The organism is Anaerofustis sp. LCP19S3_F7 (genome assembly GCF_052119445.1).
In the GTDB taxonomy this organism is placed as follows: domain Bacteria; phylum Bacillota; class Clostridia; order Eubacteriales; family Anaerofustaceae; genus Anaerofustis; species Anaerofustis butyriciformans.
In genome coordinates, this window is record NZ_JBQKFF010000001.1 from 356,910 (window position 1) to 381,054 (window position 24,145).

The window sequence follows — 24,145 nt, forward strand, 5'->3', positions numbered from 1 at the left end:
ATAGACTTTAATCATAAATTTGAGAAAAAAATAAGAATAGTAAAGATATATGAAAGTTTTAAATAAAATGCTTTGGTATTAAAAAAGCATCCTTTAAGGATGCTTTTAATTTTTATTATTTTTCGTTTTTAACTTGTTTTCTAATTCTAATACCGTTTGCGATTGCACATGCTAAGCTTACAACTGAGAAAATTGCTATTGCGCCAAAGCCTCTGAACCATTCTGAAATTTTAACAAGTATAAAGTTAAGAGGTGTTGAAGCATTTGAAATACAACTAACCAAGCTGAAGCCTTCCGGAAGTTGATAAGATGCACTTATTGCAGCTTGTGTAAATACCGGTGCAATTGCGGTTGAAAGAAGTACACCAATTGCCATCATTGATATTGCAATAAGTAAACTTCTAAATGCATTTTCGTTACACATTGGAACAATTAATGCCATTATGTATGGTGCAGAACTTAAGTCTGTAAATGGTAAGAATTGATTCCCAGGTACGATTAATGCAAGTAAAATAATTACAGGAGTTAAGATTAGTGCTGTTGCTATGGTTGTAGGATTACCAAGGGCTACTGCGGCATCCATACCGATATATATTTTACTTCTATTTTTGAATTTTTTGTTTATTATAACTTGTGCTCTTTCTGAAATTGGTGTTAATGCTTCACCAAAGTATTTTGCCATTGCAGGAATTAAAACAAGTGTAGCTCCAAGAGTTATGGCAATTAATAAATATTTATCGTATGCTTTTATTCCATAAGCAAGGATACCTATGATAAGTCCGATTACAAATCCTACAATTAAAGGATCTCCAAGTACCCCAAGTTTTTCTTCCATCTTCTTTGCATTGATGTCTATTTTGTTAAGTCCAGGAATTTTATCAATAATTTTATCAACTACAAAAGAAATACTCGCAAGGACTACCGTCATTGTATGAGGGAAACTGATTCCTTCCATTTTGGTAACTCTTGCTATTCTCTCTGCCGTTAAATCTGCAAGAACCAAAGCAATTACAAATTCACATACTGCGGCAAGAAGTCCTAGAGGAACTGATGATGTAATAATTGCAACCAACGAACCTGTAAAAGCAAGCTGCCAGAAATTCCAAATATCAATGTCTGCTGTTTGTGTTAAGTTAAGTACAAGCATAATAACATTTACAAGCAAGCATACAGGTATTATTATCGCTCCTACCTGTGTTGAAAATGCAATTTGAGCTGCAGTCGGCCAGCCAACATCAAGTATATTTAGATTTAAATTTAGATTTTCAACCATTTGTTGTGCTGCCGGACCTATAGTGTTACCAAGTAGATTGATTACAAGGTTTATTCCTATAAATGCAACCCCTATGGTAAGTCCTGATTTTAAGGCTTTGCCAAAGCCTGTGCCGATACAAAGGGCAATAACGAAAATGATAATAGGCATCATAACGCTTGCGCCCAAGCTTGATAAGATATCAAAAAAGCCTACAATATAATCCATGATGTATCCTCCCTAAAACGTAATAACTTAAATAAATTATATAACTTTTTTTATATACAGTCAAAGAAAACATAATGATTTTTATTTATAATTATTTGATAATTGTCATTACTTTTTTAGTAATGATTTTTATATGAATAAATAATCTTTTGTATGTTGCATTAAATGGATAAAATTTCTTTGTAAAATATTAAATATATATTAAAAAAAGGCTCTTTGCTTGTGATTTATCTGTCAAAAGATTATAATGAATTTAAATAAATATTTTGTCTGAGGGGGCAATTATATGGAATTTAGAAAATTTAAAGATAAGTATATTATAAGACTTAACAAAGGAGATGAAGTAATATCTTCAATTACCGATTTATGCAGAAAAGAAAATATCAAACTTGGTAACTTTGTTGGTCTTGGGGCGGCAAATAAAGTAAGTATAGGCCTTTATGATACGGAACAAAAAGTTTATCATAGGACTTCATATGAAGAAGCTATGGAAATTACTTCACTTATAGGGAATATTTCAACTTTTGATGATGAAGTATATCTTCATGTTCATATAACACTTTGCAACAAAGATATGCAGGTGTTTGGCGGACACTTAAATGAATGTTATATTTCTGCAACCAGTGAAATTACTTTAAATATAATTGAAGGAAAAGTTGAAAGAGAATATGATGAAGATACAGGACTTAACTTATATAAGTTTCTTTAAAAAAGGAGTGCATGCACTCCTTTTTTATTTTATTTTTCGTCATATGTTTCTACCATATATCCCTTATATTGACATTTAGGACAGGTTAGTTTTCTTGTTTTTGGTGTATGATAAGAAAATAAAAATTTAAAAATCGTTGGTTTAAATAAATCTTTACACTTAGGGCATATATATAAAATATTATTATAATATAGTCTAAAGGATATTAAACCAAGAATAATTACAATAATTATTCCAAAAATGAAAGGAAGCCATATCCCTTTTATTATCCAAAATAAAAGCGTTCCAATAGTTATAATGTCCATTAGGATTCCGATTATAACCATATTAATATGGATCTTTTTTAATTGATTATTTCTTTTCATTATAGTTGCTATGTCTTTAAGTGAATTTACCGGAAGATTCTTTTTATCTAGAACAGAGTTTTTTATTAATTTTATAGAATTTAGTTTTTGTAATATATCTTTTTCTTCTTTCTTTAATATTTTTGTTTGTTCATCCAATATGTCTAATATTAGTTCGTCTTTAATATCTGTTTCTATTATTTCTTTGATTTGCGTAAGAGAAAGTCCGATTGATTTTAAAAGGCATATTAAATTTAAATCTTTAAGACTTTCTTCATCGTATAATCTTCTTCCTCCTTCGCTTAACTTAACAGGTTTTAAAATGCCTTTTTTATCATAATATTGAATTGTTCTTACTGATACATTTGCTAAATTTGCTATTTCTCCGGTTGTATATAATGACATAGTATCACCTCCTTAGTGAAAGACTACAATATTACCTTGAGTAACGAGCAAGTGTTTTTTATATTATTTTATATTATTTTCTTATTCAAGTAATTAAATAAATATTAAGAAAGTCTTAAATCTATTGTAAAGGTTTAAATATAGTGATATTTTAATTATATGAAATTTATATGAAAAAAATATAAAAATAAAATGATAAAAATAATAAAATTATATGATAAGGAGAAGAGGGATGAATACAAAATTATCTAACAAACTTATTTCAACAACTTTAGCGTTTATGATGTTTCTTGAAGTTGTACTTTTAGGTTATGCACCAGTTGTCAGTGCAAAAGAAAATACAGAACCTCCTAAAGAAACTTCAAGGCAAAGTGATGTAATTGAAAAAAGCGAAGATTATACTGTTTATGAAAATGAAGATGGAACAAGGACGATCGATATGTATACATCTGATGTACGATATAAAAATGAACAAGGAGAATATATCGATTATGATAATTCTATTGTAACCATGCCTACAAGAAGAAAACGAAGTGTTATGGATAATTATAAATATACTAACAAAGAAGGTATGGTAGATATCAAGCTTCCTGAAGATTTAGCATCTGATGTTCCAATAAGTATTCAGGATAAGGACAATAATGAAGTAAAATTTTATCCTATTTTTGAAAAAGAAGTTTCTAAAGAAGAAACAAAGGGCGAGCTTAAAAAAGAAACTGTAGAAGGAATATATTACGAAAAAGAAGAAAAGAATACAAAAATTGTATATGGCAGTGATGATGAAAATATTGATATGGAATATATTCCAATAGATAACGGAATTAAAGAAAATATAATTATAAATAAACCCACTGATAAGAATATATTTACATATAAAATAGAATGTAGCGGAATGATTCCTCGAATTCCTGAAGTTGGTGGTGTTATTTTCTATGATAAAGATAATCCTAAAGAAGAGGTAGGTGCAATTCTTACTCCTTATATGACAGACAGCAGTGAAAATGGTGGATATAGTGAGGATCTAAAGTATTCTATTGAAAAAAGCGAGGAAGAAACTGATACATATATTTTAACACTAACGGTTTCAAAAGATTATTTGGAAAGTAAGGATAGAGTTTATCCTGTAATGATTGATCCTACATATACAGCAAAAGCTACAAACGGTGTTAAAGATGTATATATTGAAAGCGGATATCCTACATCTAATTTTTATGTAAGTACCATAAGAAAAATGCCGATAGGTTATGGATCAACTGATAAAATATGTAGAACTCTTATAAAATTTCCTGAATTACAAGCAAAAATAAAAGGGAATTATGTAACAAACGCAAATCTTAACCTATATGAACTATCAAATGGATCTCCGTTTTCAACATTAGAAGTTCATAAAAATACTTCATCTTGGGCTCTTGGAGAAGTAACATGGAATACAAGACCTAAGTATGCGACTACTGTTTATGCTTCAAAAAAATTAAGTAATGCAAGTTCCGCACATTCATTAAATATTACAAAACTTGTACAAGAGTGGGCAAAAGGTACTCAAGCAAATTATGGTATTCTTTTAAAAGCCAGTGTAGAAAGTTCTTCTACAAAAAACTATAATTCGTTTCATGGAACAAGGTCTTCTACATCTTCTAAAAGACCTACTCTTTCTGTAACATATACTGTTCCTTCTCCTAAACCTCCTGCAAAAGCAAGTGTAACAGTTAATTCTGCAAGTACGATATATTTGCAAAAAGGCACAAATTTAACTGTAAAATGGAGTGGAATAACCAGTAACTGTCTTGATGCTGTACAGTCAAGATATATAAAATATGGTGCAGATAATGTATTTGAAAATGCAACAGAACTAAAAGCATATTCTTCTGTAGGTTCTGCTGCGTCAAGTGGGACATTTACTGTTGGTGAAAGCGTTACCTCCAAATGGGGAGAAGGTAGATATGCAATTGGTGTAAGAGGAATTGATAAGGGTGGTAATAAAGGAAGTGGTTCATACTGCTTTGTGTTTATAGATAAAACACCACCTAATCCGGTAAGTGATATTAAACTTAGTTCATCTAGAAGCTCATCGGATTCTGATACATCAAATGTTAAAGTAACATATAAAGTAAATACTGATAAACCGGCTGTTAATCCTTCCGGTATTAGAGAACATCAAATTCAATTATATAATAGTGAAGGTGTTATTGGCTCTCCTATAACAGTAGGGGCTTCAACTAATATTGCAACAGTAACTAATGTACCATCAGGTCAAACGGTATATGCAAAAATAACAACAGTTGATAAAAGTGGTAATTTGGTTAGTGTTAATAGTGCACAACATATTATTAGTGATATGATACTTCCACAAATAAAAGACGATAGCGGTTTTATTTCTAATTATGATAATAATCCATGGTGCAATAATACAAATAAGAAAGATGTTATCGTTTCTTGGGATGTTGACTATAAAGATGGGAATACGCAACTTAATCTTGGTAAAATTATTGTACAACTTTTAAATGATAAAGGGCAAAAAATAGAAGGATATGATGAAACAAATTTAACTTTTGAAGATAATATATATCCTAAACAATTTAAAAATTATAATGTAAATAAAATTATTAAAGATTTTGATAAATTAAAGGAAGGAAAATATCAATTAAGTTTCAAATTTTATGCAAATGATAATAAAGGATATGATGAGGCAGTAATTTCTTATAATAAAGATTTAACACCTCCAAGTGTAACTATTACAAAACCTACTCAAAATGAGATTTTAAAACAAATGGCTCAGATTTCTTTTGATGCTCAGGATGATAAAAGTGGAAGTGGAGAAATATATAAAAAGAAAATATTGCTTATTGATAGTTCATCAAAAGAAAACCTTTTAACTGAAACACTTGATATTTTCAATTTAAATACTACAGAATATGATGCAGGTGAGTATAAAATAAAAGTTATAGTTGAAGATATGGCAGGAAACACGAGTGAAGATACAAAAACTGTATTTATCAAAAATCCTCCACCTACTCCAATTGTATCATTTGAAAAAGCTTTTTCAAATGATGGTTCAAACATAAAATTAAATTATAATTGGATAAAAGGTGATGAAAGCATATCTAACGTTGACCACATTGAATATGTTATAGATGATATAAATTTACAATGGAAAAAGATAGAAAATTCAAATCCTAATGTTGATATAAATACAAGATATGATATTAAAAGTGTATTATTAAATGAAAGTGACTTATCACAAGGTACACATACATTCTATTTTGTGTCTGTAGATGAAAATGGAGAAAAAGGAAATATAAGAGAACTTAAATATGTTTTAGATAAGAAAAACCCTGAAATAAATATTTCTTCTCCATCAAATAACTTTGAATTTATTAATATGCTATATATTAAAGGTGAAATAGCAGACAATAATCTTACAAGTTATAATATATATGTTGCAAATAAAGAAAATCCAACAAAAGAAGATTATATACTTGTTAAAAAAGTTTTAAATTCAAAAAATAAAGATAATATACAAGGTAATTTAGCTGTTATCAATTTAAGTGATAATGAAAAATATCCTTCAGGAAGTAAATATTCAATAAAAATTTCTGCTGTAGATGATTGTGGAAATATAACTGAAAAAGAAATTGTAGTACAAAAGAGAGAAGTTATAGAACATGCTGCAGATTTTACAGTTGAAAAAAATGGAAATTATAATAGCAAAAATGATGCAGTAATTTTTGAGAATGAAAAAGAAGAATTTAAGTTGAAAGATTTATCAAATAATGATTATATTCCAACGTCTTTGGATTATTTTATTAATGGTAAAAAAATTCAACCTAATGAAGATGGAAAAATTGATTTTTCTGATGAAGAAAAATATTTTGATGATAGTATTCATTCTTTATTGATTAGGGATAATACACAAGATAAAGTACAATATTCTTCTTCAAGTTATGAATATTCTATATTTAAAAATATAAAAGCTGAGGATGAGGTATTCGAAAATACAATAAAAGAAAACGGAGAAATCAAATTAGCAAATGGAAAAAATGAAGGAAATTATATATTAAATTATTCAAATGAAAATTTGAATGAAAATATTTTATCTTTGAAATTGTTAACGGATGAAGAGATTATAGATGAGGGTAATATAGAATATTATATTAAAATAAATAATAACGACTTTATAAAAATTGAAAGTGATAAAGAATATCTTTTAGATAAAGATTTATCAAATAATGACTTAAAGTTAAATAAAATCCAATTAAAAGCTGTATTAAAATCTAATATACCAAACAATGTAAAAATATCTTCTATTAGTATCAACGTAAAAGCTTCAAGTGGCGATATATTAAAAGTGGATATGATGAATAAGTTTAATCCTACTTATGTTACTGTTCAAAGTGGTATCAATTACCGTACAAAAATCAGCTGGGATATAAAAACTGAAGATAAAGATATCACTTATGATATTTATCGTTGTGAGGGAGATGTTTATGACGATAAACAAGCATATATTATACAATCAGGCGTAACAGATAATTTTTGGTATGACAATTACACTATTATAGACCAATATAGCAATGCTAATAATGAAGAGGGCGTAGTTACAAGATCATCGGTTGTTAATAATTATGATAAAGATTTTACATACAAAGTTGTTGCAGTGAAATCATTTAAAGACACATATAAACGAAGTAATGGAACAATTGGAAATGTAGCTTCTCATGTTATGTCTTTTGATGAGTATACAAAAAGATTAGGAATAAAAGATTATTGGGGATATTTTGATATTGAAACTCCAATAAGTAACGGACATGTTGAACAAAGTATGGGGAATTTTGTTTACAGTCAATCTGATGGAAATGTAACAGGTCAAAGTAATGATATAAATATGGAAAGAGTCTATAACAGCCTTAGCACATCATCTTCTACTTTAGGTATAGGCTGGGATTTTGGATTTAATCACATTTTACTTGAAACATATAACGAGTATGATGATGCAACAGGAATGGTATATAAAGACGGTAGTGGTACAATATTTACATTCTTAAGTTCAGATAATATTAAGCCTAAAGAAAAGATTGATGAACAAACAGGAAATATAATAGAAAAAGAAACAACATACAAGAGTCCTTATGGAGAATATATAATACTCAAAAAAATTGAAACCATTGATGCACATGATGTAGACAATGATAATGATACAAGTGAAATAATTGATGAAACATATATAATTAAAACCAGAGATGGATTAACTTGTGTTTTTGATAGAAATTGCCAAATAACTTCTATGACAGATAGAAATGGAAACAGTGTTATATATAGATATTTTAATGAAGATGTAAAGGAAGCAAAAGAAACAAATCTTGATTATAGAAAAAAAGGGAAAAAAGGTTTCTTAAGCGAAGTAGAAATATTAAATTCTAAAAGTGAAAAAGAATTTAACGAAGAGTATGAAGCTTTACAAAATAAAACAGAAGAAGAACAAAAAGAGTTTAAAAATAAAAGATCAATAATTACTTTTGAATATAATGAACACAATTTAATTGAAAGAATAAATATGCCTCATGGTAAGTATTCTTTATATGAATATAAAGATGTATCCTTTGGATTAGGCAAAAAAAGAAAAGTTTTAAGTAAAGTTACAAACTATACATATGATAATAATAATATTGTCTATAATTATGACTATTCAAATGGAAGTAATCTTACAAAATTTACTGATGCCAAAGGTAATGAATATCTTGTAGAATATTATAACAATGAAGATAATATGGATATGATAAAGAAAGTGACTTATCCAAATAAGGAAGCAAAAAGTTTTGAATATATGAAAGCAAAAGAAAACAATATAGAAGTTCAAGACTTTGATTCAACTATTGAATATACACATAAAAATAATAATATGTTGCAGGATATAAATAATTTCTTTACAAGTGAAGATAACAGTATTATTTCAGATACAGTTGTTAAATATGATAAAGATGGAAAGACAATTTATAATAAAGATTCTTTAGGAAAAGAAACATACACATATTATCAAGGAAATAATACTGTAAAAACAGTTAGTTATGCAGATACTTATAATATTGATGAAAATGGAACAATAAACAAAAATGAAAAAGAAATGGTCAATATAACAAAATACGATAATATATCAAATGACAGCGAACTTGGGAATATTGCTTCATCAAAAGGAAATATTATAAAAGAAGAAAACAGCGATGGTTCAGTTACGATTTATAAATATGAAAGTGAAGAATTTGATGCCAGCAGTGACATCACATATGTTGATGGAATCGTTACTTCCGATAATGAATATGAATATGATAAAAACGGTAATTTACTAAAAGAATATGATGATGTTACAAAAGATGGAATCATAAGAGAATATGATGAAACAGGTCAAATTATAAATGAAAGCAATATTGTATCAGGTAACAATACTAATTCAACGCACTATACATATGATGAAAAAGGTAATATATTAACCGAGCAAACAGTAGGAGGAAATGAAACAAGGAATACCCAAAATGTATATGATGAATTTTCAAGAGTAATAAAAGAAACAGATGCAAAAGGTTATTCAACTATGTATGTATATGATGGATATGACCGAATTATAAAAACCATTAAAAATACAAAGCCAGATAACGAGCCAGAAGGTAATAAACAGATTATTACTGAAAATAGATATGACGAAAATGGAAGTTTAATATATGAAAAGAAAGAAGACGGAAGTGAAATTTCTTATGAATATGATAATATGAATAGATTAATAAAAACTTCCACCGTAAAAAACGGAGTCGAAAATGTAAGTACTACATCTTATGATTATGCAAGTGGAAAAGAAAATGAATTTATAATAGGACAAGAAAGTAAGACTTATGATTTTCTATATAAGGAAACAAATACTGAAAATGGAATAGAAAGTATAAGTTATCTTGATTCAAACAGACAAACTGTAAAAGAATATTCAAGAGGAGTAAATACATATAGTGAATATAACGATCAAGGTCAAATAATAAAAACATTTACAATTCAAGATGATGCAGAAGTTAATGATGGTATTGTTACGTTTAATCTATATGATGAAAAAGGAAATAATATTTGTACTGTAGAAAATCCTTTGTATAATCAACAAGAAGGAACTTATAGAGTTGATAGTGAAAATTCACTTGTTACAAAAATGGCTTATGATAATATGGGAAACAAAATAAGTCAAACCGACCCTATGGGAAATACAATAAAATATACATATTCTTTGGATAATAAAAAATCTTCTGTAATATTACAAGAAGGAAATGAAACAAAATTACAAGCAAATATAAAAGAAGGAGACAATACAAAGAATGTAACCATAAACGCACTTGGAAATAAAAGTGAAGAAGTTATTGACAGTTTTGGCAATACCGTTGAAATAAGAGATATAGGTAAAGGCAGCTTGAATGAAAAAAGAATAGTAACCAAGTACGAATATGATAAAAACGATAACAAAGTAAAGGAAATATATCAAAAAGGAGATTATAAAACTTTTATTTATGATTTTGAAGGGAAACTAATCAAAGAAGAACATTTCACAAAAGATAATTATAAAGTTGAAGATATAAGTTATGAATATGATCTTGCAGGCAATAGTATAAAATCAGTTCAAAATAAATATGATTTAAATAATAACAATATTTCTTCAAGATATATTATAAATGGTTATGATGAAAGAAACAGACTTGTATCATGTTATGAAGGTGAAAAGGAAAATCCTTTGGATAATGAAAAGATTTTATATACTTATAACGATAAAGATGAGATAGTAAAAATAATTTATCCAAACGCAGAAAAAGGTATAAAAGAAGTTATATATGAATATAACAGATACGGACAAGTTGTAAAAATTAAGGCTGTTACAACTTCTGATAATAAAGAAAAACTTGTAAGCGAGTATACTTATTATCCAAAAGGAACAATTAAAAACGTTAAAGATTATACAGGCTTTGATGTTATAAACGATAATTATATCCTTACAACATATGAATATGATAAATTTGATAGAATCACAAATATAAAATATGTTAATTCTGATAATTTAGAAAAAACCAGAGAAGAATATAAATTTACTTATGATAAAAACGGAAATATTTTAACTGAAGAAATTTACAATGATTATATTATAGACAATAAAATACATAATTTAAAATCATATTCTTATGATGAACTTGGCAGACTTATTGAAGTTCAAGTAATTGATAAATTAAATGAAAACAATAAAGAAACCACTTCATACGAATATGATAAAGTGGGGAATAGAATAAGTGAAACAAAGCAAGGTATTACAAGTACTTACTCTTATAATAATTTGAACCAACTTTTAGATGTAAAAGCACAGGGAAATACACTAAGAGAATATACATATGACGAAAACGGAAATACCAAAACAGAAAAACAAGGTGATAAAACCGTCACATATTCTTATGATATCAATAATCAAATTATTGATTATGAAGAAAAAGATAATGGAAATGTAGTATTGACACAACATAACGATTATGATGCAAACTCTCAGAGAATAAGAAAAGAAGTTAGGGTAAATGAAGAAGAAAGTACGGTAAATTATCATTATGACAGAGGAAGTGTTTTATACACAACAGATATTAACAATAATAAAATCAGTGAAAATATTTCAGACAGCGAAATGACAATAAGATTTAATAACGGAGGTATAAGTGCATATAAACTAAATTCAGACTATAAAGGTTCTGTTACAACCATAATAAATGAACAAAATAATGGAATTTGTGGATATAAATATGATGAATTTGGCAATACGGAAATGATAGGAGATACAAATTTCAACAACGAAGTATGTTATACCGGACAAATTTATGACAAAGAAACAGGAAATTATTATTACAATGCCAGATATTATAATCCTCAAAATGGTAGATTTATAACCATGGATACATATAGAGGAGAGTTTGAAGAACCTTTAAGTCTTCATCTTTATGCATATTGTGCAAATGACCCTATTAATTATACTGATCCTAGTGGGCATAAATATGACAGACAAAAAGCTTTAAATTGGGCTAAGAATCATTACTATCTAAACTGGAAACAATATGAAAAAACAGGATATTACTTTTATAGAAGTGCAGATTGTGCAAACTTTGTTTCTCAATGTTTGGAAAAAGGAGGTATAAAACAATCAAAAACTTGGTGCTCAACGAGAAGCAAAAAAAGAGGAAAGCTTCCTTATATGGCAATATTTGACTGGAGAAAAAAATATAATTGGAAAATTTCTCAAAATTGGAGGTTAGTAAATTCTCAAAGTGATTATTTAAGAAAATCAAATATGGCAGTATATAAAGGAGGAATAAAACTAAAAACAAACCTTAAAACTTTTATAAAAAGAAATAAACCTAAAGTTGGTGATATATTAAATTTCAAAGTAAGCCCATATGCTCAAATAAATCATGCAGCAATGATTAATAAAGTAACAAATGATAAAATTTATTATACGGGACATACAGAAAAAGCATGGGATAAACCAGTAAGTAAATATCTAAATGAAAATAAACTTGGGGCAATATATGTTTTACATATAACCAAGTAAAAGGAAGGTATATATATGAAAAAAAAGAAAAAATTAATATTGATATTTGTATTAATATATGTATGTATTAGTATTTTTTACAGTATTCAAGTTAACACTGTTTTAAATTCAGCTTTACAAACAAAAGGAGCTGATAACCCATATATTTTGATAAGTGATTCAGATTACCAAAGTATGGATTATACATATGGTAGTTTGTTTTTTGGACTAGACCCATATAATGAAGACGAAATGTTAAAAGAAATAAATGCAGATGAATTTTTGGTAAATGAAATTGGAAAAGTTGAAAGTCTTTCTGATGTTAGATTTGAACATGACCATTCGTTTCCTATAACAATACATTGTATATTTTTATATGTATCTTTTTATGACTTTCATGTAACAGGATATGCAAAAGGAGATAAGAATAAAGAAGATATAATATATGGAAATGGCGATGTAACAGGTGTTGCTATTGGTACTTTTATTCCTTTTAATTTTATATATTATGAAGATACAGGATATTAATATTATAGCTATATTATTTTATTTAACGGTAATTTACATAATTAAACATAAAGATTTGTTGATTTCATACTTATAGGAGAAAAAAGGAGTATAAAACAATGAAAAAAAAATTAGCAGTCATAATCTTAGTCTTTTCACTTGTACTTTTATCATATTTCCTATTTATATACGAACCTTATAAATCATACAGGGCAGTTTATGATTACAGCTGTTTGATGGATATGAATACACAAAGTTATAATAAAGAGAAGTTGATAAAATTATCAAAATCATATAAAAGTGATACTGATACATATTATTTTGAACCTCCAGAGCATGATATAAAAAATAATAGAATAAATTTCGAAAAAGGTATATATAAAGGTGATGATTTTGAAGAATGTGATATAAGTGTTATTCTGCATGAAGAATATAATATGAATAATATTTATAAAAATTTATGTAAAAACTACGTAGACAAAAATATATATAACATATATGAGAGTTATTATGACTATAAATTAAACCTTCAAAATATAAATATTACAAAAGGGAAGGATGTTATTATAGTAACTTACGATATGTATATGCATAAATATCCTTTAATTAATTTTAGAGGAACAGAGATTTATAATGGAGATAACTATTGTCAGGCTATTTTAATAGTAAGCAACAAGCTTAATATTATAATTGAGGCTCATAGTTCAAAGCCTGAATTTAAACAAATGGATAAGATTTTAAAAGATTTATCAGCTGTCATAAAAGAAATTGATGAAGAAAATATTTGATGTTTGTAAAATGTAGTAAAATATATCTATATAAAATATTAATTCATTAACGTATCATTTATTTAATAATTACAATATATGAAAAAATGGGGGTAGCAATATGATTAAAAGAAATATTTTATATTGGTTATGTATAATTATTTTTCCTTTTTATTTAATAATTGGAATACCAAACATAATGGAATATTTTACTACATCAAATGTTTTGGGAGATATAGATACAAACATTATTTTAGCAGTTTTACATTTATTTTGTGCAGTGTTTTTATGTTATCTTATTACACGCTGGCATAGATGTGCATCTAATATAGTTAGTACAGTATGTTTTGCGCTTTGCTTTATTGTATTAATGATGATATTAATATCTGAAACATTTTATCCGTTGTTTTTACTGCCAAGCAGTGTAGAACAGGATTTATCATTACTATATATGCTTAATTTCTTGTATTTATTACTGATATTTTTTAGTAATAAAGCAAGATTGCAAAAACAAGAAGAGGAAGATTTTGAAGATTAATTTATTACCTAGTTTAAAAGAAGAAAATAATTAAATAATTAGCATATTTTTATTAGAGGGAAAAAATGAAAAAAACATTTAAAGTATTTTTGTCATTAGGTGTATTAATATTTGTATTTATGTTAATTGTAAATTTTATTGATGAGAATTTTTTAAGATACAATGTAGAAATAAATAACAAAAATACAAATATAGAAAAATATTACTACTATTTTAATGATGATTATAGCGAGATTGTTCTTGCAGGAGTTAGTGATGATTTAAAAATAAATAAAAATATAGCAAGCATTGCTCCTAGATATCTTTATTATGGACCCCGTCCACGTATCATACAAAATAAAGATAATGTATATATTATGTATAGCGGTCTTAATTATAAAAACGATGATGAAAATATATATTATGATGAAGATAAAAAATATTGTATGAGAATGTTTTTATATAAAAATAAACCGATTATATGTGATTATAATGTTTCTGATAACAAGATATATGATGTAAATATAAAAAATAAACATGATATAATTTTATTGGATGGAGTTATATATAAGAATAAATACATCAATATTTTTGAGAAAAATAAAACACCATTTTACAACATAATTGAAAGATGGAGTAAAACCACAGGCTATATTAACAATAAAAAACTTGATCACCCAATCGTCGGACTATCTTCTTTAAATATTAAAGGCTGTTTAGTTGATAATATTTATTATTATCCGGCTTTAGATGGTATCTATGCATATAATCTTGACAATGACACAGATAAGAAGATGATTGATTTAGATCTAAGAAACTGCGAAGATGTTTATTTAATAAAAAATAACCAAAATTTTATTTTAATTAAAGAAAATATTCCATTAGTAAAAAATGATGAATATATTGGCATGGCTGCAAAATCAAATGATACAGAAATTATTAAATTTGATAGTCAATTTAAAATAATAAAAAGTATAAAATTAAATAATGATATAGAAGATGTTACGATAGGGCAAAAGGGAGCTGTCATAACTTATGGAGAATTTAAAAATGGTAATTTTGAGTTAAATTACAAATATATTAATTTTGCAACCTTGAGAGAAGATATTATATATGAAAGAAATCTAAAACTGGATGATACTATTACGGAATTACATTTCCCTGATATAGACCAATATTTATATAAATGCTTGTTTATGGAAAGTAATAAAAGTTTTATATTTATAGATACAAATAAGCATGAGATTGATAATGTTGTTAAGGATAGAGATATATTTAAGTAAAAATATTATAACAAGGTTACAATTACTTATATATTACAATCATAATAAATATATTGGTACTAAATAAATGACGAAAGCATAAGCATAAAAAGTTTACGCTTCTGCTTTTATGTTTAAAAAAGAAAAATATTATATGTTAGACCTGTAAGCTATTAACAATATCATAAATAAAAAAAGGAGAACATACATGTCAAAAATAAAAACTTTGTATTTTAAGCTAATATATAGAATACAATACAGAAAAGAAAGAGGGCTTGATATGGATAAGTATTATTCTAATTTTGGTTACATAGAAAATACAAAAGAAATAGATGAAAATGATAAAAATTTTGAAATAAAAAACAGTTTTAAAAATATCATGACTAAACTTGATTATGTTGTTTTTGATAGAAATAAGGAAATAAATTACAAGAATATATTTTATAAATTAGATAATATAATGTCACGCTGTAAGGAAAACAACTATATACAAGATGAGATTGATGCTGAAAGTGTTAATAAAGAGATACATTTTAATCTAACTATACTTAAATCCTCAAAAAAAGCTTGTAAATTTTTTGAGGCAGAAAAAAGTATGTATGATGATTTATATAATATGGTCAAGTGCATTAATGAGCAAAATAAATTTATTGTTTATATTGATAAAGAGGAAAATATAGATAGAGAAATAAATGATGATGAAAGTTCATTATATGTTGATTATCCGATTATTAACATTGTTTTATTAAAAGATAATTTGGTTTTAACCGGACAAGCACCAACGACCATGGAAAAAGAGATTTTAAATACAGCAAAAAAGCTTGGATTTAACGTGTAAAAATGAAGATTTTAAAGGGATATGAAATGAATAAAAAAAAAATATGTTAAACCTCTTGTATTTATCATTATTATATTGGCTTTTGTAATGGGAATGATTTACAAATATACAATATCCATGTCAAATTTACCTGAAGGGGAGCTTATTTATACAAGCACTTCAAATAGTAAAGAGTATACCTTTAACGGATATTTGGTAAATAGCGGTGCGACGGTAGATTATGCAGTAAAAGGAGAGATAGTAAACAACAAAACAAAAGAAAAAAGAAATGTTTACTGGGACTATCACGTAAATACAGTTAACGTTAAGTGGATAGGAGAAAAAACAATTATTGTTAATGATAAAAAAATTGATGATATAAATAGGGATAAATACGATTTTAGAAATGATAAAAGGTATGATAAAGATTATAACATTGAGCATTTTATGAAGTAGTTATTAAAATTTTAAGATGTTATAAGTCTTGGGTTTTATAGTTTTAATAGTATTTTTTAAATAATTAAATATTTCTTAACAAACATGTAAATCTATTGTAAAGGTTTATAAGAAGTGCTAAGTTATATATGAAGTTTATGTGAAAAATACTTTATGTGAATCTGAACACTCAAGACTTTTTTAGGTTTAATGAAATTTAAAATTTATTGTAAGAAATAAAACAATAAAAAATATAATATCAAGGTTATGAGAAAACTTGTTTTAGTATAGAAATAAAAGAAGGGATTATAATTGCAAAATAACAATAAAAACATACAACAAATTAGTGCGGAAGAAAATAAAAGTTACTATAATAAAAATTTACGTTTTGTAGTAAGAACAGATATATCTGTATTATTAGGAATAATAGGACTTTTTATTTTGATAGTTTTACTACCGTTTATAGATTTTAAAGAAGGTCCGGGAGCAACTGTACTTCTTGAAATATACTTTATAAAACTTTTTTGTAATTTAATATATTACCATGTAAATAGAATATATGTGTATAAAGATAAACTAATTTATAAAAGATTTCTGCTTAAAGATAAAGTTTTTTATTATAAAAGTGATATAACGGATTTTAAATGTTGTCAATTTTTTAGTAAGAAAATAAAATTTTATAAAGTAGATCCAAAAACAAAAAGGAAAAAGAAATTATTTACATATTATTTAAAAACAAAGAATACAGAAAGGTTGCTTCATTATTTACATGGCAAAGGAATAAAAGGAGATATGTTTATAACATCAGATGACGATTATTATATACCATAAATATAATAAATATTTAAGTAATGTTTTATGAAAGTAATATCCATTATGAAAGAGGGAATTAAAATGAATAATACAAACATTGAAAGAAGAATGAAAGATGATACATACATTGTCTCTTCATCAAAAGTGCTAATAATAATACTTTTAGTGGTAAGTCTTATTATGTTATACGGTGGTGGAAATTATATTTATAGTGTTGTAAGTAATGGAATAGTAGGTGAAAAAATATTATATGTAGCTATTTGGATAGGCTTATTTATATTATTCTTTGGAACATTATGGAACAGGATAAGTTTTAAAATAATCGTAGAAAGAGATATGTTAAAGGTAAGAAATATATTCTTTAGGGAAAAAGAATATTATTTTAATGATATAACAGATTATAAGTTTACGAACGGAAGATGGAACAGTAACGTAAATGTATTTATTGAAGATAAAAAGATATTCTCCATAGATTCAAGTGATAATAATTTTAATAGGTTGTTCGATGATTTAAAAAATGATGTGGGGAATAAAAATCAAGTAAAGTTAAAATATAAAGAAGGTGTAAAAGAATATGCTATAAAAAAGAAGAAAAAATATATTGCAAATTCTATTGCTGCAATATTATTCATTTATATACCTTTATTTATCGCTAAGTATATGTGGAAAGGAACAGCAAGTGAAAATGAAGTAAATACAATGTGCAATATAACTGCTATTTTTTTACTTATAATGACATTATGGGGGATAAGATACGTATCGACCAAAATGATTATTAAAGGAAATACAATAGTATTGATAAAATTTCCGTTTACTAAGAGATATTGTAAAATGAGTGATATTGAAAAAATACATAATCATCCTGATATTATAGAAATATACATGAAAGATGATACTTCTTCTCAATTTGCTGCTTTTTCCAAAGAGCAAGATGAAAATATTGATATATTTTTAAAACAGGCGGAAGAAAACGGTGTTTTAATAAAAAGTTCTGATTTTGATACTTATAATATGCTTAAATAGGTATTATTTTAAAATATTTAAAGTATTTAGATAATTTTATGGTAAAAATTATTTTTAGTTCTTTATTACATTAAATTTTATTTGTATAAATGTAAAACACCTCTACTTATGGAGAGGTGTTTTAATTAAACATTCCAAAACTTATGGAAAGACCTTCGTTTACTTTGTTCATTGTGTCCATATCCACATGACCTATTTTTTCTCTTAATCTTTGTTTGTCTATAGTTCTTATTTGCTCAAGTAATATTACGCTGTCTTTATTAAGTAAATCATTTTTAGCCGAAAGAGAGATATGAGTGGGAAGTTTTGCTTTGCTCATTGACGATGTAATTGCAGAAACAATAACGGTAGGGCTGTGTTTGTTTCCCATATCATTTTGTATAATAAGAACAGGTCTTAAACCTCCTTGTTCGCTTCCCACTATAGGGCTTAAATCTGCGTAATATATATCTCCTCTTTTTATGTTCATTTGTTTTACTCCAGTTTATTTATATATTCTTTTATTTTAATTCTTTATCCTCATATTTATAATATTTAAAAGAATCAAACTATGTTACTAATAAAATCTTTGCCGTTAATGAGATTTTTTATACCTAAAAATAAAATTTAAAGTCATATTTTTTATATAAAAAAATATATTTTAAAAGGAGTATATTTAGGAGGAACAAAATGGAATTTGAACAAATGGTAAAAAAAATTAATTTAACCGGTAAGGAAGATAATATTGATATAGTTACAGAAGTTTTTGAAAGCGTAAAAATTCTTGATAATATGTCAAATATAGAAAGAATTTTGCTTACAAACAGCGATGCAATGATAAAAAACATATCCTTAAAGAACGGTAAGTTCGTTTTAAAGGGAATTTTAAGAGTTAATATTTTGTATCTTGGGGAAAATGAGAGTCTGTGCGGTATAGATAAAAACATAGAATTCTTTGTTACCCTTGCAGAAGGAGAAAAATGGGATAAGCTTTATAATCTAAAAACTCAGATTCAAAATATTGAATTTAGAGTGGTGAAGAAAAGAAGAATTGAAGTTAGCGCTAATGTAAGAGTATTTGGTATTTGTATGGCAGGAGAATATATAAACACAATAAGCGAAGAGGGAATGAAAGCACTTGAAGTTAAAACTTGTCATGATACGTTAAGTATTTTTGATACCAACTCTACAAAAGAAACATTTACTTTTAAAAAGGATATACCTTTAAGTGACAGTATAAATATTATTTTTGTCAGTGCAGCTTTAAGAGATATTAACACTAATGCGTCGGGGGTGGGCGTATTATACAGTGCAAAAGTTGAAATACTTCTTATATATAAATACGGTTTTGAAGAAGACAGTGAGGTAACGATAGAAAAACTGGTTTATCCTATAAATCATTTCATTGAAAAAGACCCTAAATTGAAATGCGATTATTATAATATAATCCCTAGCATTGAAAACGTGAATGCAAGGTATGTAATGGAAGATGAAGATTCTTTCATAGAAATTAGTATGGATATGATTTCAAATACTTTGTTTAGTGAAAATAAAGAAATAGACGTTGTTCTTGACGCCTATAGTACGGATAAATCCATAAAGGCGGTTTTAAAAGAACAAAATATAATATCCCTAAAAAGTGAAACGGAAAAAAATATAAAAGTAAGTAATTCAAAAACCTTAATGGATATGGATATGATAGGTTCTGTTATAGGGGACAGTGAAAATATTAGGTACGAGTATTCCATAGATGAAAACATATTAAACATAAAAGGCGAAATAGAAGTAAATATGGTTACATATATAGATAACGACAGTAAATATTACGTTGATACCATAAATCTTCCTTTTGAAATGAAAGAAGAAGTAGATTTTTCAGGCGGAGATGACTTATTTATAAATATTGATATAAATAATTTAGTCATAAACAGCTTAAACCAAACAATAAGCATTGATGGTGATATAAATATATGTGTTTATGTACTTGGAAGTATGAATGTTATGAATTTATATGGAGTTGAACAGATAGAAAATGTAGAAGAAAAACAAAAAGATATAAAAGTAAAGATATATTACAAAGAAAGAAACGAGAGTTTATGGGATATAGGAAAGAAAAACTTTATAAAAGCAGATGATATTTTAGATATGAATGATATTGAAAATGAAAGCGATATAGAAGACGGTTATCCTCTTATTATAAGGTAGTTTTATTTACATTCTCTTATTATGTTGTTATAATATGTTTTATTACATATAAGGGAGAAGACATTTGGAATACATGACAATATACGATTATTTAAGTTTTTTTATAATATATTCTTTTTTAGGTTGGTGCGTTGAGGTTATATATCAAACCTTTAAAGAAGGTCGTTTTATAAACAGAGGATTTTTGCATGGACCTGTTTGTCCGATTTACGGTTTTGGTGTTTTATTGGTAATATATTTTTTAGAGCCTTTAAAATCAAATTTTGTTATTTTGTTTTTTGGTTCTTTGGTTTTTACTACACTACTTGAACTATGTACAGGTTTCGTGCTCGAAAAATTATTTGCAATAAGATGGTGGGACTATTCAAATAACAAGTTTAATTTAAACGGATATATATGTTTATCTTTTTCGTTAATTTGGGCTTTTGCTTGTGTGTTCGTTGTGAATATTATCCACCCTCTTATAAACTTGTTCGTTGATGTTATTCCATATAATGCAGGAATTATTTTAATTACTTTTATTTTATTGATAATGCTCGTTGATTGTATTTTAACTGTTAATACAATATTAAAATTCAAGGCAAAATTAGAAAGACTAAGTCAAATTGGAGAAAAGCTTACGGAGTTATCTGATAATATTGGTAAGAAACTTTCAGATGAAACCCTTGAATTTATGGATAAAGGTGAAAAATTAAAAGAAGATATGTATCTTGAGAAGCTTGCTATAAAAGAGCTTAAAGATGAGAAAAAGGATATTATCGAAAATCATTTGATGAAATTCAGATATTATGAATATTTTAAATTCCATCCAAAAGTTAAATTTCAAAAATACAATGATGTTTTTGAAGAATTCCTTGAAAGAAGAAAAAAGAGAAAGCATTAATGCTTTCTTTTTTTATATTGAACATAAAAAATTTATTTTATATAATTATATTAATATAATTTGCTAAATGGAAATTAGGAGAAAAAAATGTCCGAAATAAAATTATTTAAAATAAACAATGAAGGTGAACGATTGGTTCCTACACAAGTTTTACTTGAAAAAGAACTTCAGAATTTAATTGAAAATAATATGGAACAGTTTTTTGGTGTTCGTTTTTTATATAGCGAATATAGTATACCAAGTGGGAGAATGGATAGTATTGGGATTGATGAAAATAACTGTCCGGTAATTTTTGAATATAAACGAAGCAGTAATGAAAATGTTATTAATCAAGGATTGTTTTATTTAGATTGGTTGCTTGATCATAAAGCGAACTTTAAACTTCTTGTTATGGAGAAATTAGGAAGTGATGCTGCAGAATTAATAGACTGGTCCGCTCCTTGTGTAATTTGTGTTGCAAATGATTTTACAAAATATGATGTACATGCAGTTAATCAAATGCAAAGAAACATAAAGTTAGTAAAATATAAAAAATATAATGATGAACTTATTTTATTTGAACACTTAAATGCACCTATTATAAAAAATAGTGTAGATAGTACAGTAAATGAAGAAAAGAAAAATGCATCACAAAAAACTCATTTAGAAAAATTAAATAATTTATCAAAAGATTTACATATTTTATATGATTCAATTTGTGATTATATTGAATCTTTAGGGGACGATATTGTTTCTAATCAATTAAAACTTTATTTAGCATATAAAAAAGTTCAAAACATGGCATGTATTGAGGTTTATAATAAGCAAATTATAATATATTTAAAACTTAATCCCGATACAGTTATATTAGAAAATGGATTTACAAGAGATATGAGAAATGTTGGTCATTATGGAACTGGAGATTTACAAATTACCATAAAAAACAATAATGATTTTGAGAAAGCAAAACCTTTAATTGAAAGAGCATATAATGAAATGTAGAAAAATAGCCTTGAATAAAGGTTATTTTTTTATTAATAAAAGAACATCATTTTGAATACATTTAAGTAAAGACTTTTTTAAGGAGAATGATGTGAAGTTACAGTGTCTGCATTTTAATAACAGAAAAACTTATAGATACATTACTCATTTTGAAAATGAGTATTATTTATTTTGTGAAGATCCCCTATCTTGTATATATTCTCTTGTTAAATATGATAAAGAAAAAAGTACTGCAAGGGATATTCTTCTTTTTGAAAATTATTTTGATTATAAGATGGATGATTATGATAACAGTATTTATGTTTTAGGGGTAGTAGGCAGTAAACTTGCCTGCTATAAAATAAGAAAAAATGTAATTGTAAATATTTTTAATTTTAAATTAAAAACTTATGATAAAGTAATAGATTTTTTTGTCTTAAAAGGGTATGTGTTTTTTTATTTAAGGTCAGTGGATTTTAATGAACTGGTTTTATATATGTATGATTGTAACGGTAGGTTCATTTTGGTTGAAGATTTGGTTTTGAAAAATCTTTTAAACGCTCCTCTTCTTTTTTCCTTTGAAAATAAACATATGGTTGTTATTGAAGAATTTTATATAAAAAACTTTTTTACATCTTTTGATATTGCAGATGAGAATAATTTCAGGAATAACATTTATGTAATTTCATTTGATGAATTTATTTACTCTATAATACATAAAAAAATATTTTTATATGATATTTTAAGGTCAAATAAAGGTTTGAATTATATAACTATATTAAATAGATTAAATAATGTTGTTGTTTTGTTTTTATCAAAGCCTTTTTTAAAAAATGAAATATTATTTTATGATGTAATTAAGATGGAAATAACAAAAAAATATAAGAGCGAAGATATATTTTTAAATAATATTTTTTGTGGAAATAAAATATATTTCAAGGCTACAAACAACTACGATAATGAAATAATTTATGATGAGAAGATAAATAAAATTTTTTCATGGCAAAAGAATGATTTATTAAGTTCCTTTATGTTTATGGGCTTTCTTGAAGATAGGTACATTATATTTAAAAAAGAAAATGTATATGAAAAAGAGAACGTATATAACATTTTTGATACAAAAAACAAATTAAGCAAAACCTTTTCTTCAAAGCTTGTTATAGTAAATGATGAATTATTGCTTTAATGGGAAAAATAAATTTATTTTTAATTCATAATATGATAAACTATAAGAAATGGGGTAATTCGTATGTCAAAAGAATTTGTTGTTGAAACATATTTATTTTGTGAAAATTGTTTGGAAGATACGATGCATAGAGCTCTTTATAAAGATGGGGAAATAGTTAAACTAACATGTCTTCAATGCGATAATGAAATCATGTTAAACAGACCTGCCCCAAGAATAAAGAAAGAACGTGGCTTTTCAAAATTTTTTACAAAATTTCTTGTGTTCAAATCATAA

The 24,145-nt window shown here is 26.0% G+C and carries 18 protein-coding genes; 15 read left to right on the forward strand and 3 right to left on the reverse strand.

Annotated features, from left to right (window positions below; genetic code table 11):
* Positions 1-115: 115 nt before the first annotated feature.
* Positions 116-1,480: a PTS galactitol transporter subunit IIC gene (locus tag ACTQYZ_RS01845; RefSeq protein ID WP_441415910.1), complete on the reverse strand. Its 1,365-nt coding sequence runs from the start codon at positions 1,478-1,480 to the stop codon at positions 116-118.
* 286 nt (positions 1,481-1,766) lie between these two features.
* On the opposite strand from ACTQYZ_RS01845, the gene ACTQYZ_RS01850 reads away from it, so the two are divergent.
* Positions 1,767-2,189: a PPC domain-containing DNA-binding protein gene (locus ACTQYZ_RS01850; protein WP_138268445.1), complete on the forward strand. Its 423-nt coding sequence runs from the start codon at positions 1,767-1,769 to the stop codon at positions 2,187-2,189.
* 29 nt (positions 2,190-2,218) lie between these two features.
* Here the strand turns inward: ACTQYZ_RS01850 and ACTQYZ_RS01855 are convergent, their stop codons facing one another.
* Positions 2,219-2,938: a MerR family transcriptional regulator gene (locus ACTQYZ_RS01855; protein ID WP_441020938.1), complete on the reverse strand. Its 720-nt coding sequence runs from the start codon at positions 2,936-2,938 to the stop codon at positions 2,219-2,221.
* 232 nt (positions 2,939-3,170) lie between these two features.
* On the opposite strand from ACTQYZ_RS01855, the gene ACTQYZ_RS01860 reads away from it, so the two are divergent.
* The 9 genes from ACTQYZ_RS01860 to ACTQYZ_RS01900 all read left to right on the forward strand — a co-directional run bounded on the left by ACTQYZ_RS01860 (position 3,171) and on the right by ACTQYZ_RS01900 (position 18,656).
* Complete coding sequence (locus ACTQYZ_RS01860; RefSeq protein ID WP_441415911.1) at positions 3,171-12,536, forward strand: DNRLRE domain-containing protein; 9,366 nt, start codon at positions 3,171-3,173, stop codon at positions 12,534-12,536.
* 15 nt (positions 12,537-12,551) lie between these two features.
* Complete coding sequence (locus ACTQYZ_RS01865; protein WP_441415912.1) at positions 12,552-13,043, forward strand: hypothetical protein; 492 nt, start codon at positions 12,552-12,554, stop codon at positions 13,041-13,043.
* 98 nt (positions 13,044-13,141) lie between these two features.
* Positions 13,142-13,810, forward strand: coding sequence for a hypothetical protein (locus tag ACTQYZ_RS01870; RefSeq protein WP_441415913.1), 669 nt, complete (start codon positions 13,142-13,144; stop codon positions 13,808-13,810).
* A 100-nt stretch (positions 13,811-13,910) separates the two neighbouring features.
* Positions 13,911-14,327 (forward strand): hypothetical protein, encoded by a 417-nt coding sequence (locus tag ACTQYZ_RS01875; RefSeq protein ID WP_441415914.1) that lies wholly within the window; start codon positions 13,911-13,913, stop codon positions 14,325-14,327.
* Between the two features lie 65 nt (positions 14,328-14,392).
* Positions 14,393-15,589 carry a hypothetical protein gene (locus ACTQYZ_RS01880; RefSeq protein WP_441415915.1) on the forward strand — a complete coding sequence of 399 codons (1,197 nt, stop codon included), beginning with the start codon at positions 14,393-14,395 and terminating at the stop codon, positions 15,587-15,589.
* 187 nt (positions 15,590-15,776) lie between these two features.
* Positions 15,777-16,406 (forward strand): hypothetical protein, encoded by a 630-nt coding sequence (locus tag ACTQYZ_RS01885; protein WP_441415916.1) that lies wholly within the window; start codon positions 15,777-15,779, stop codon positions 16,404-16,406.
* A gap of 66 nt (positions 16,407-16,472) precedes the next feature.
* Positions 16,473-16,841: a DUF5412 family protein gene (locus ACTQYZ_RS01890; protein ID WP_441416024.1), complete on the forward strand. Its 369-nt coding sequence runs from the start codon at positions 16,473-16,475 to the stop codon at positions 16,839-16,841.
* Between the two features lie 291 nt (positions 16,842-17,132).
* Positions 17,133-17,651, forward strand: a complete 519-nt coding sequence (locus ACTQYZ_RS01895; protein WP_441415917.1) for a hypothetical protein — start codon at positions 17,133-17,135, stop codon at positions 17,649-17,651.
* Between the two features lie 45 nt (positions 17,652-17,696).
* A complete protein-coding gene (locus tag ACTQYZ_RS01900) occupies positions 17,697-18,656 on the forward strand; it encodes a DUF6560 family protein (protein WP_441415918.1) in 960 nt (319 codons plus the stop codon).
* Between the two features lie 121 nt (positions 18,657-18,777).
* On the opposite strand, the gene ACTQYZ_RS01905 is transcribed toward ACTQYZ_RS01900, so the two are convergent.
* Positions 18,778-19,125, reverse strand: coding sequence for a type II toxin-antitoxin system PemK/MazF family toxin (locus ACTQYZ_RS01905; protein WP_441020890.1), 348 nt, complete (start codon positions 19,123-19,125; stop codon positions 18,778-18,780).
* A 200-nt stretch (positions 19,126-19,325) separates the two neighbouring features.
* Between ACTQYZ_RS01905 and ACTQYZ_RS01910 the strand changes: the two genes are divergently transcribed.
* The 5 genes from ACTQYZ_RS01910 (at position 19,326) to ACTQYZ_RS01930 (ending at position 24,145) form a co-directional block, all read left to right on the forward strand.
* On the forward strand, positions 19,326-20,840 hold the full coding sequence (locus ACTQYZ_RS01910) for a DUF3794 domain-containing protein (RefSeq protein WP_441020889.1): 1,515 nt from the start codon (positions 19,326-19,328) through the stop codon (positions 20,838-20,840).
* Between the two features lie 73 nt (positions 20,841-20,913).
* Positions 20,914-21,723, forward strand: a complete 810-nt coding sequence (locus ACTQYZ_RS01915) for a putative ABC transporter permease (protein ID WP_441021403.1) — start codon at positions 20,914-20,916, stop codon at positions 21,721-21,723.
* An 87-nt stretch (positions 21,724-21,810) separates the two neighbouring features.
* Positions 21,811-22,704, forward strand: coding sequence for a DUF5655 domain-containing protein (locus tag ACTQYZ_RS01920; protein ID WP_441415919.1), 894 nt, complete (start codon positions 21,811-21,813; stop codon positions 22,702-22,704).
* A gap of 91 nt (positions 22,705-22,795) precedes the next feature.
* A complete protein-coding gene (locus ACTQYZ_RS01925) occupies positions 22,796-23,869 on the forward strand; it encodes a hypothetical protein (RefSeq protein ID WP_441020887.1) in 1,074 nt (357 codons plus the stop codon).
* A 63-nt stretch (positions 23,870-23,932) separates the two neighbouring features.
* Positions 23,933-24,145, forward strand: a complete 213-nt coding sequence (locus tag ACTQYZ_RS01930; protein WP_138269151.1) for a hypothetical protein — start codon at positions 23,933-23,935, stop codon at positions 24,143-24,145.

Excerpts from the sequence above, each read along its gene's own strand:
- ACTQYZ_RS01845 (WP_441415910.1), bottom strand. The coding sequence starts at position 1,480 with ATGGATTATATTGTAGGCTTTTTTGATATCTTATCAAGCTTGGGCGCA.
- ACTQYZ_RS01850 (WP_138268445.1), top strand. The coding sequence starts at position 1,767 with ATGGAATTTAGAAAATTTAAAGATAAGTATATTATAAGACTTAACAAA.
- ACTQYZ_RS01855 (WP_441020938.1), bottom strand. The coding sequence starts at position 2,938 with ATGTCATTATATACAACCGGAGAAATAGCAAATTTAGCAAATGTATCA.
- ACTQYZ_RS01860 (WP_441415911.1), top strand. The coding sequence starts at position 3,171 with ATGAATACAAAATTATCTAACAAACTTATTTCAACAACTTTAGCGTTT.
- ACTQYZ_RS01865 (WP_441415912.1), top strand. The coding sequence starts at position 12,552 with ATGAAAAAAAAGAAAAAATTAATATTGATATTTGTATTAATATATGTA.
- ACTQYZ_RS01870 (WP_441415913.1), top strand. The coding sequence starts at position 13,142 with ATGAAAAAAAAATTAGCAGTCATAATCTTAGTCTTTTCACTTGTACTT.
- ACTQYZ_RS01875 (WP_441415914.1), top strand. The coding sequence starts at position 13,911 with ATGATTAAAAGAAATATTTTATATTGGTTATGTATAATTATTTTTCCT.
- ACTQYZ_RS01880 (WP_441415915.1), top strand. The coding sequence starts at position 14,393 with ATGAAAAAAACATTTAAAGTATTTTTGTCATTAGGTGTATTAATATTT.
- ACTQYZ_RS01885 (WP_441415916.1), top strand. The coding sequence starts at position 15,777 with ATGTCAAAAATAAAAACTTTGTATTTTAAGCTAATATATAGAATACAA.
- ACTQYZ_RS01900 (WP_441415918.1), top strand. The coding sequence starts at position 17,697 with ATGAAAGAGGGAATTAAAATGAATAATACAAACATTGAAAGAAGAATG.
- ACTQYZ_RS01905 (WP_441020890.1), bottom strand. The coding sequence starts at position 19,125 with ATGAACATAAAAAGAGGAGATATATATTACGCAGATTTAAGCCCTATA.
- ACTQYZ_RS01910 (WP_441020889.1), top strand. The coding sequence starts at position 19,326 with ATGGAATTTGAACAAATGGTAAAAAAAATTAATTTAACCGGTAAGGAA.
- ACTQYZ_RS01915 (WP_441021403.1), top strand. The coding sequence starts at position 20,914 with ATGACAATATACGATTATTTAAGTTTTTTTATAATATATTCTTTTTTA.
- ACTQYZ_RS01920 (WP_441415919.1), top strand. The coding sequence starts at position 21,811 with ATGTCCGAAATAAAATTATTTAAAATAAACAATGAAGGTGAACGATTG.
- ACTQYZ_RS01930 (WP_138269151.1), top strand. The coding sequence starts at position 23,933 with ATGTCAAAAGAATTTGTTGTTGAAACATATTTATTTTGTGAAAATTGT.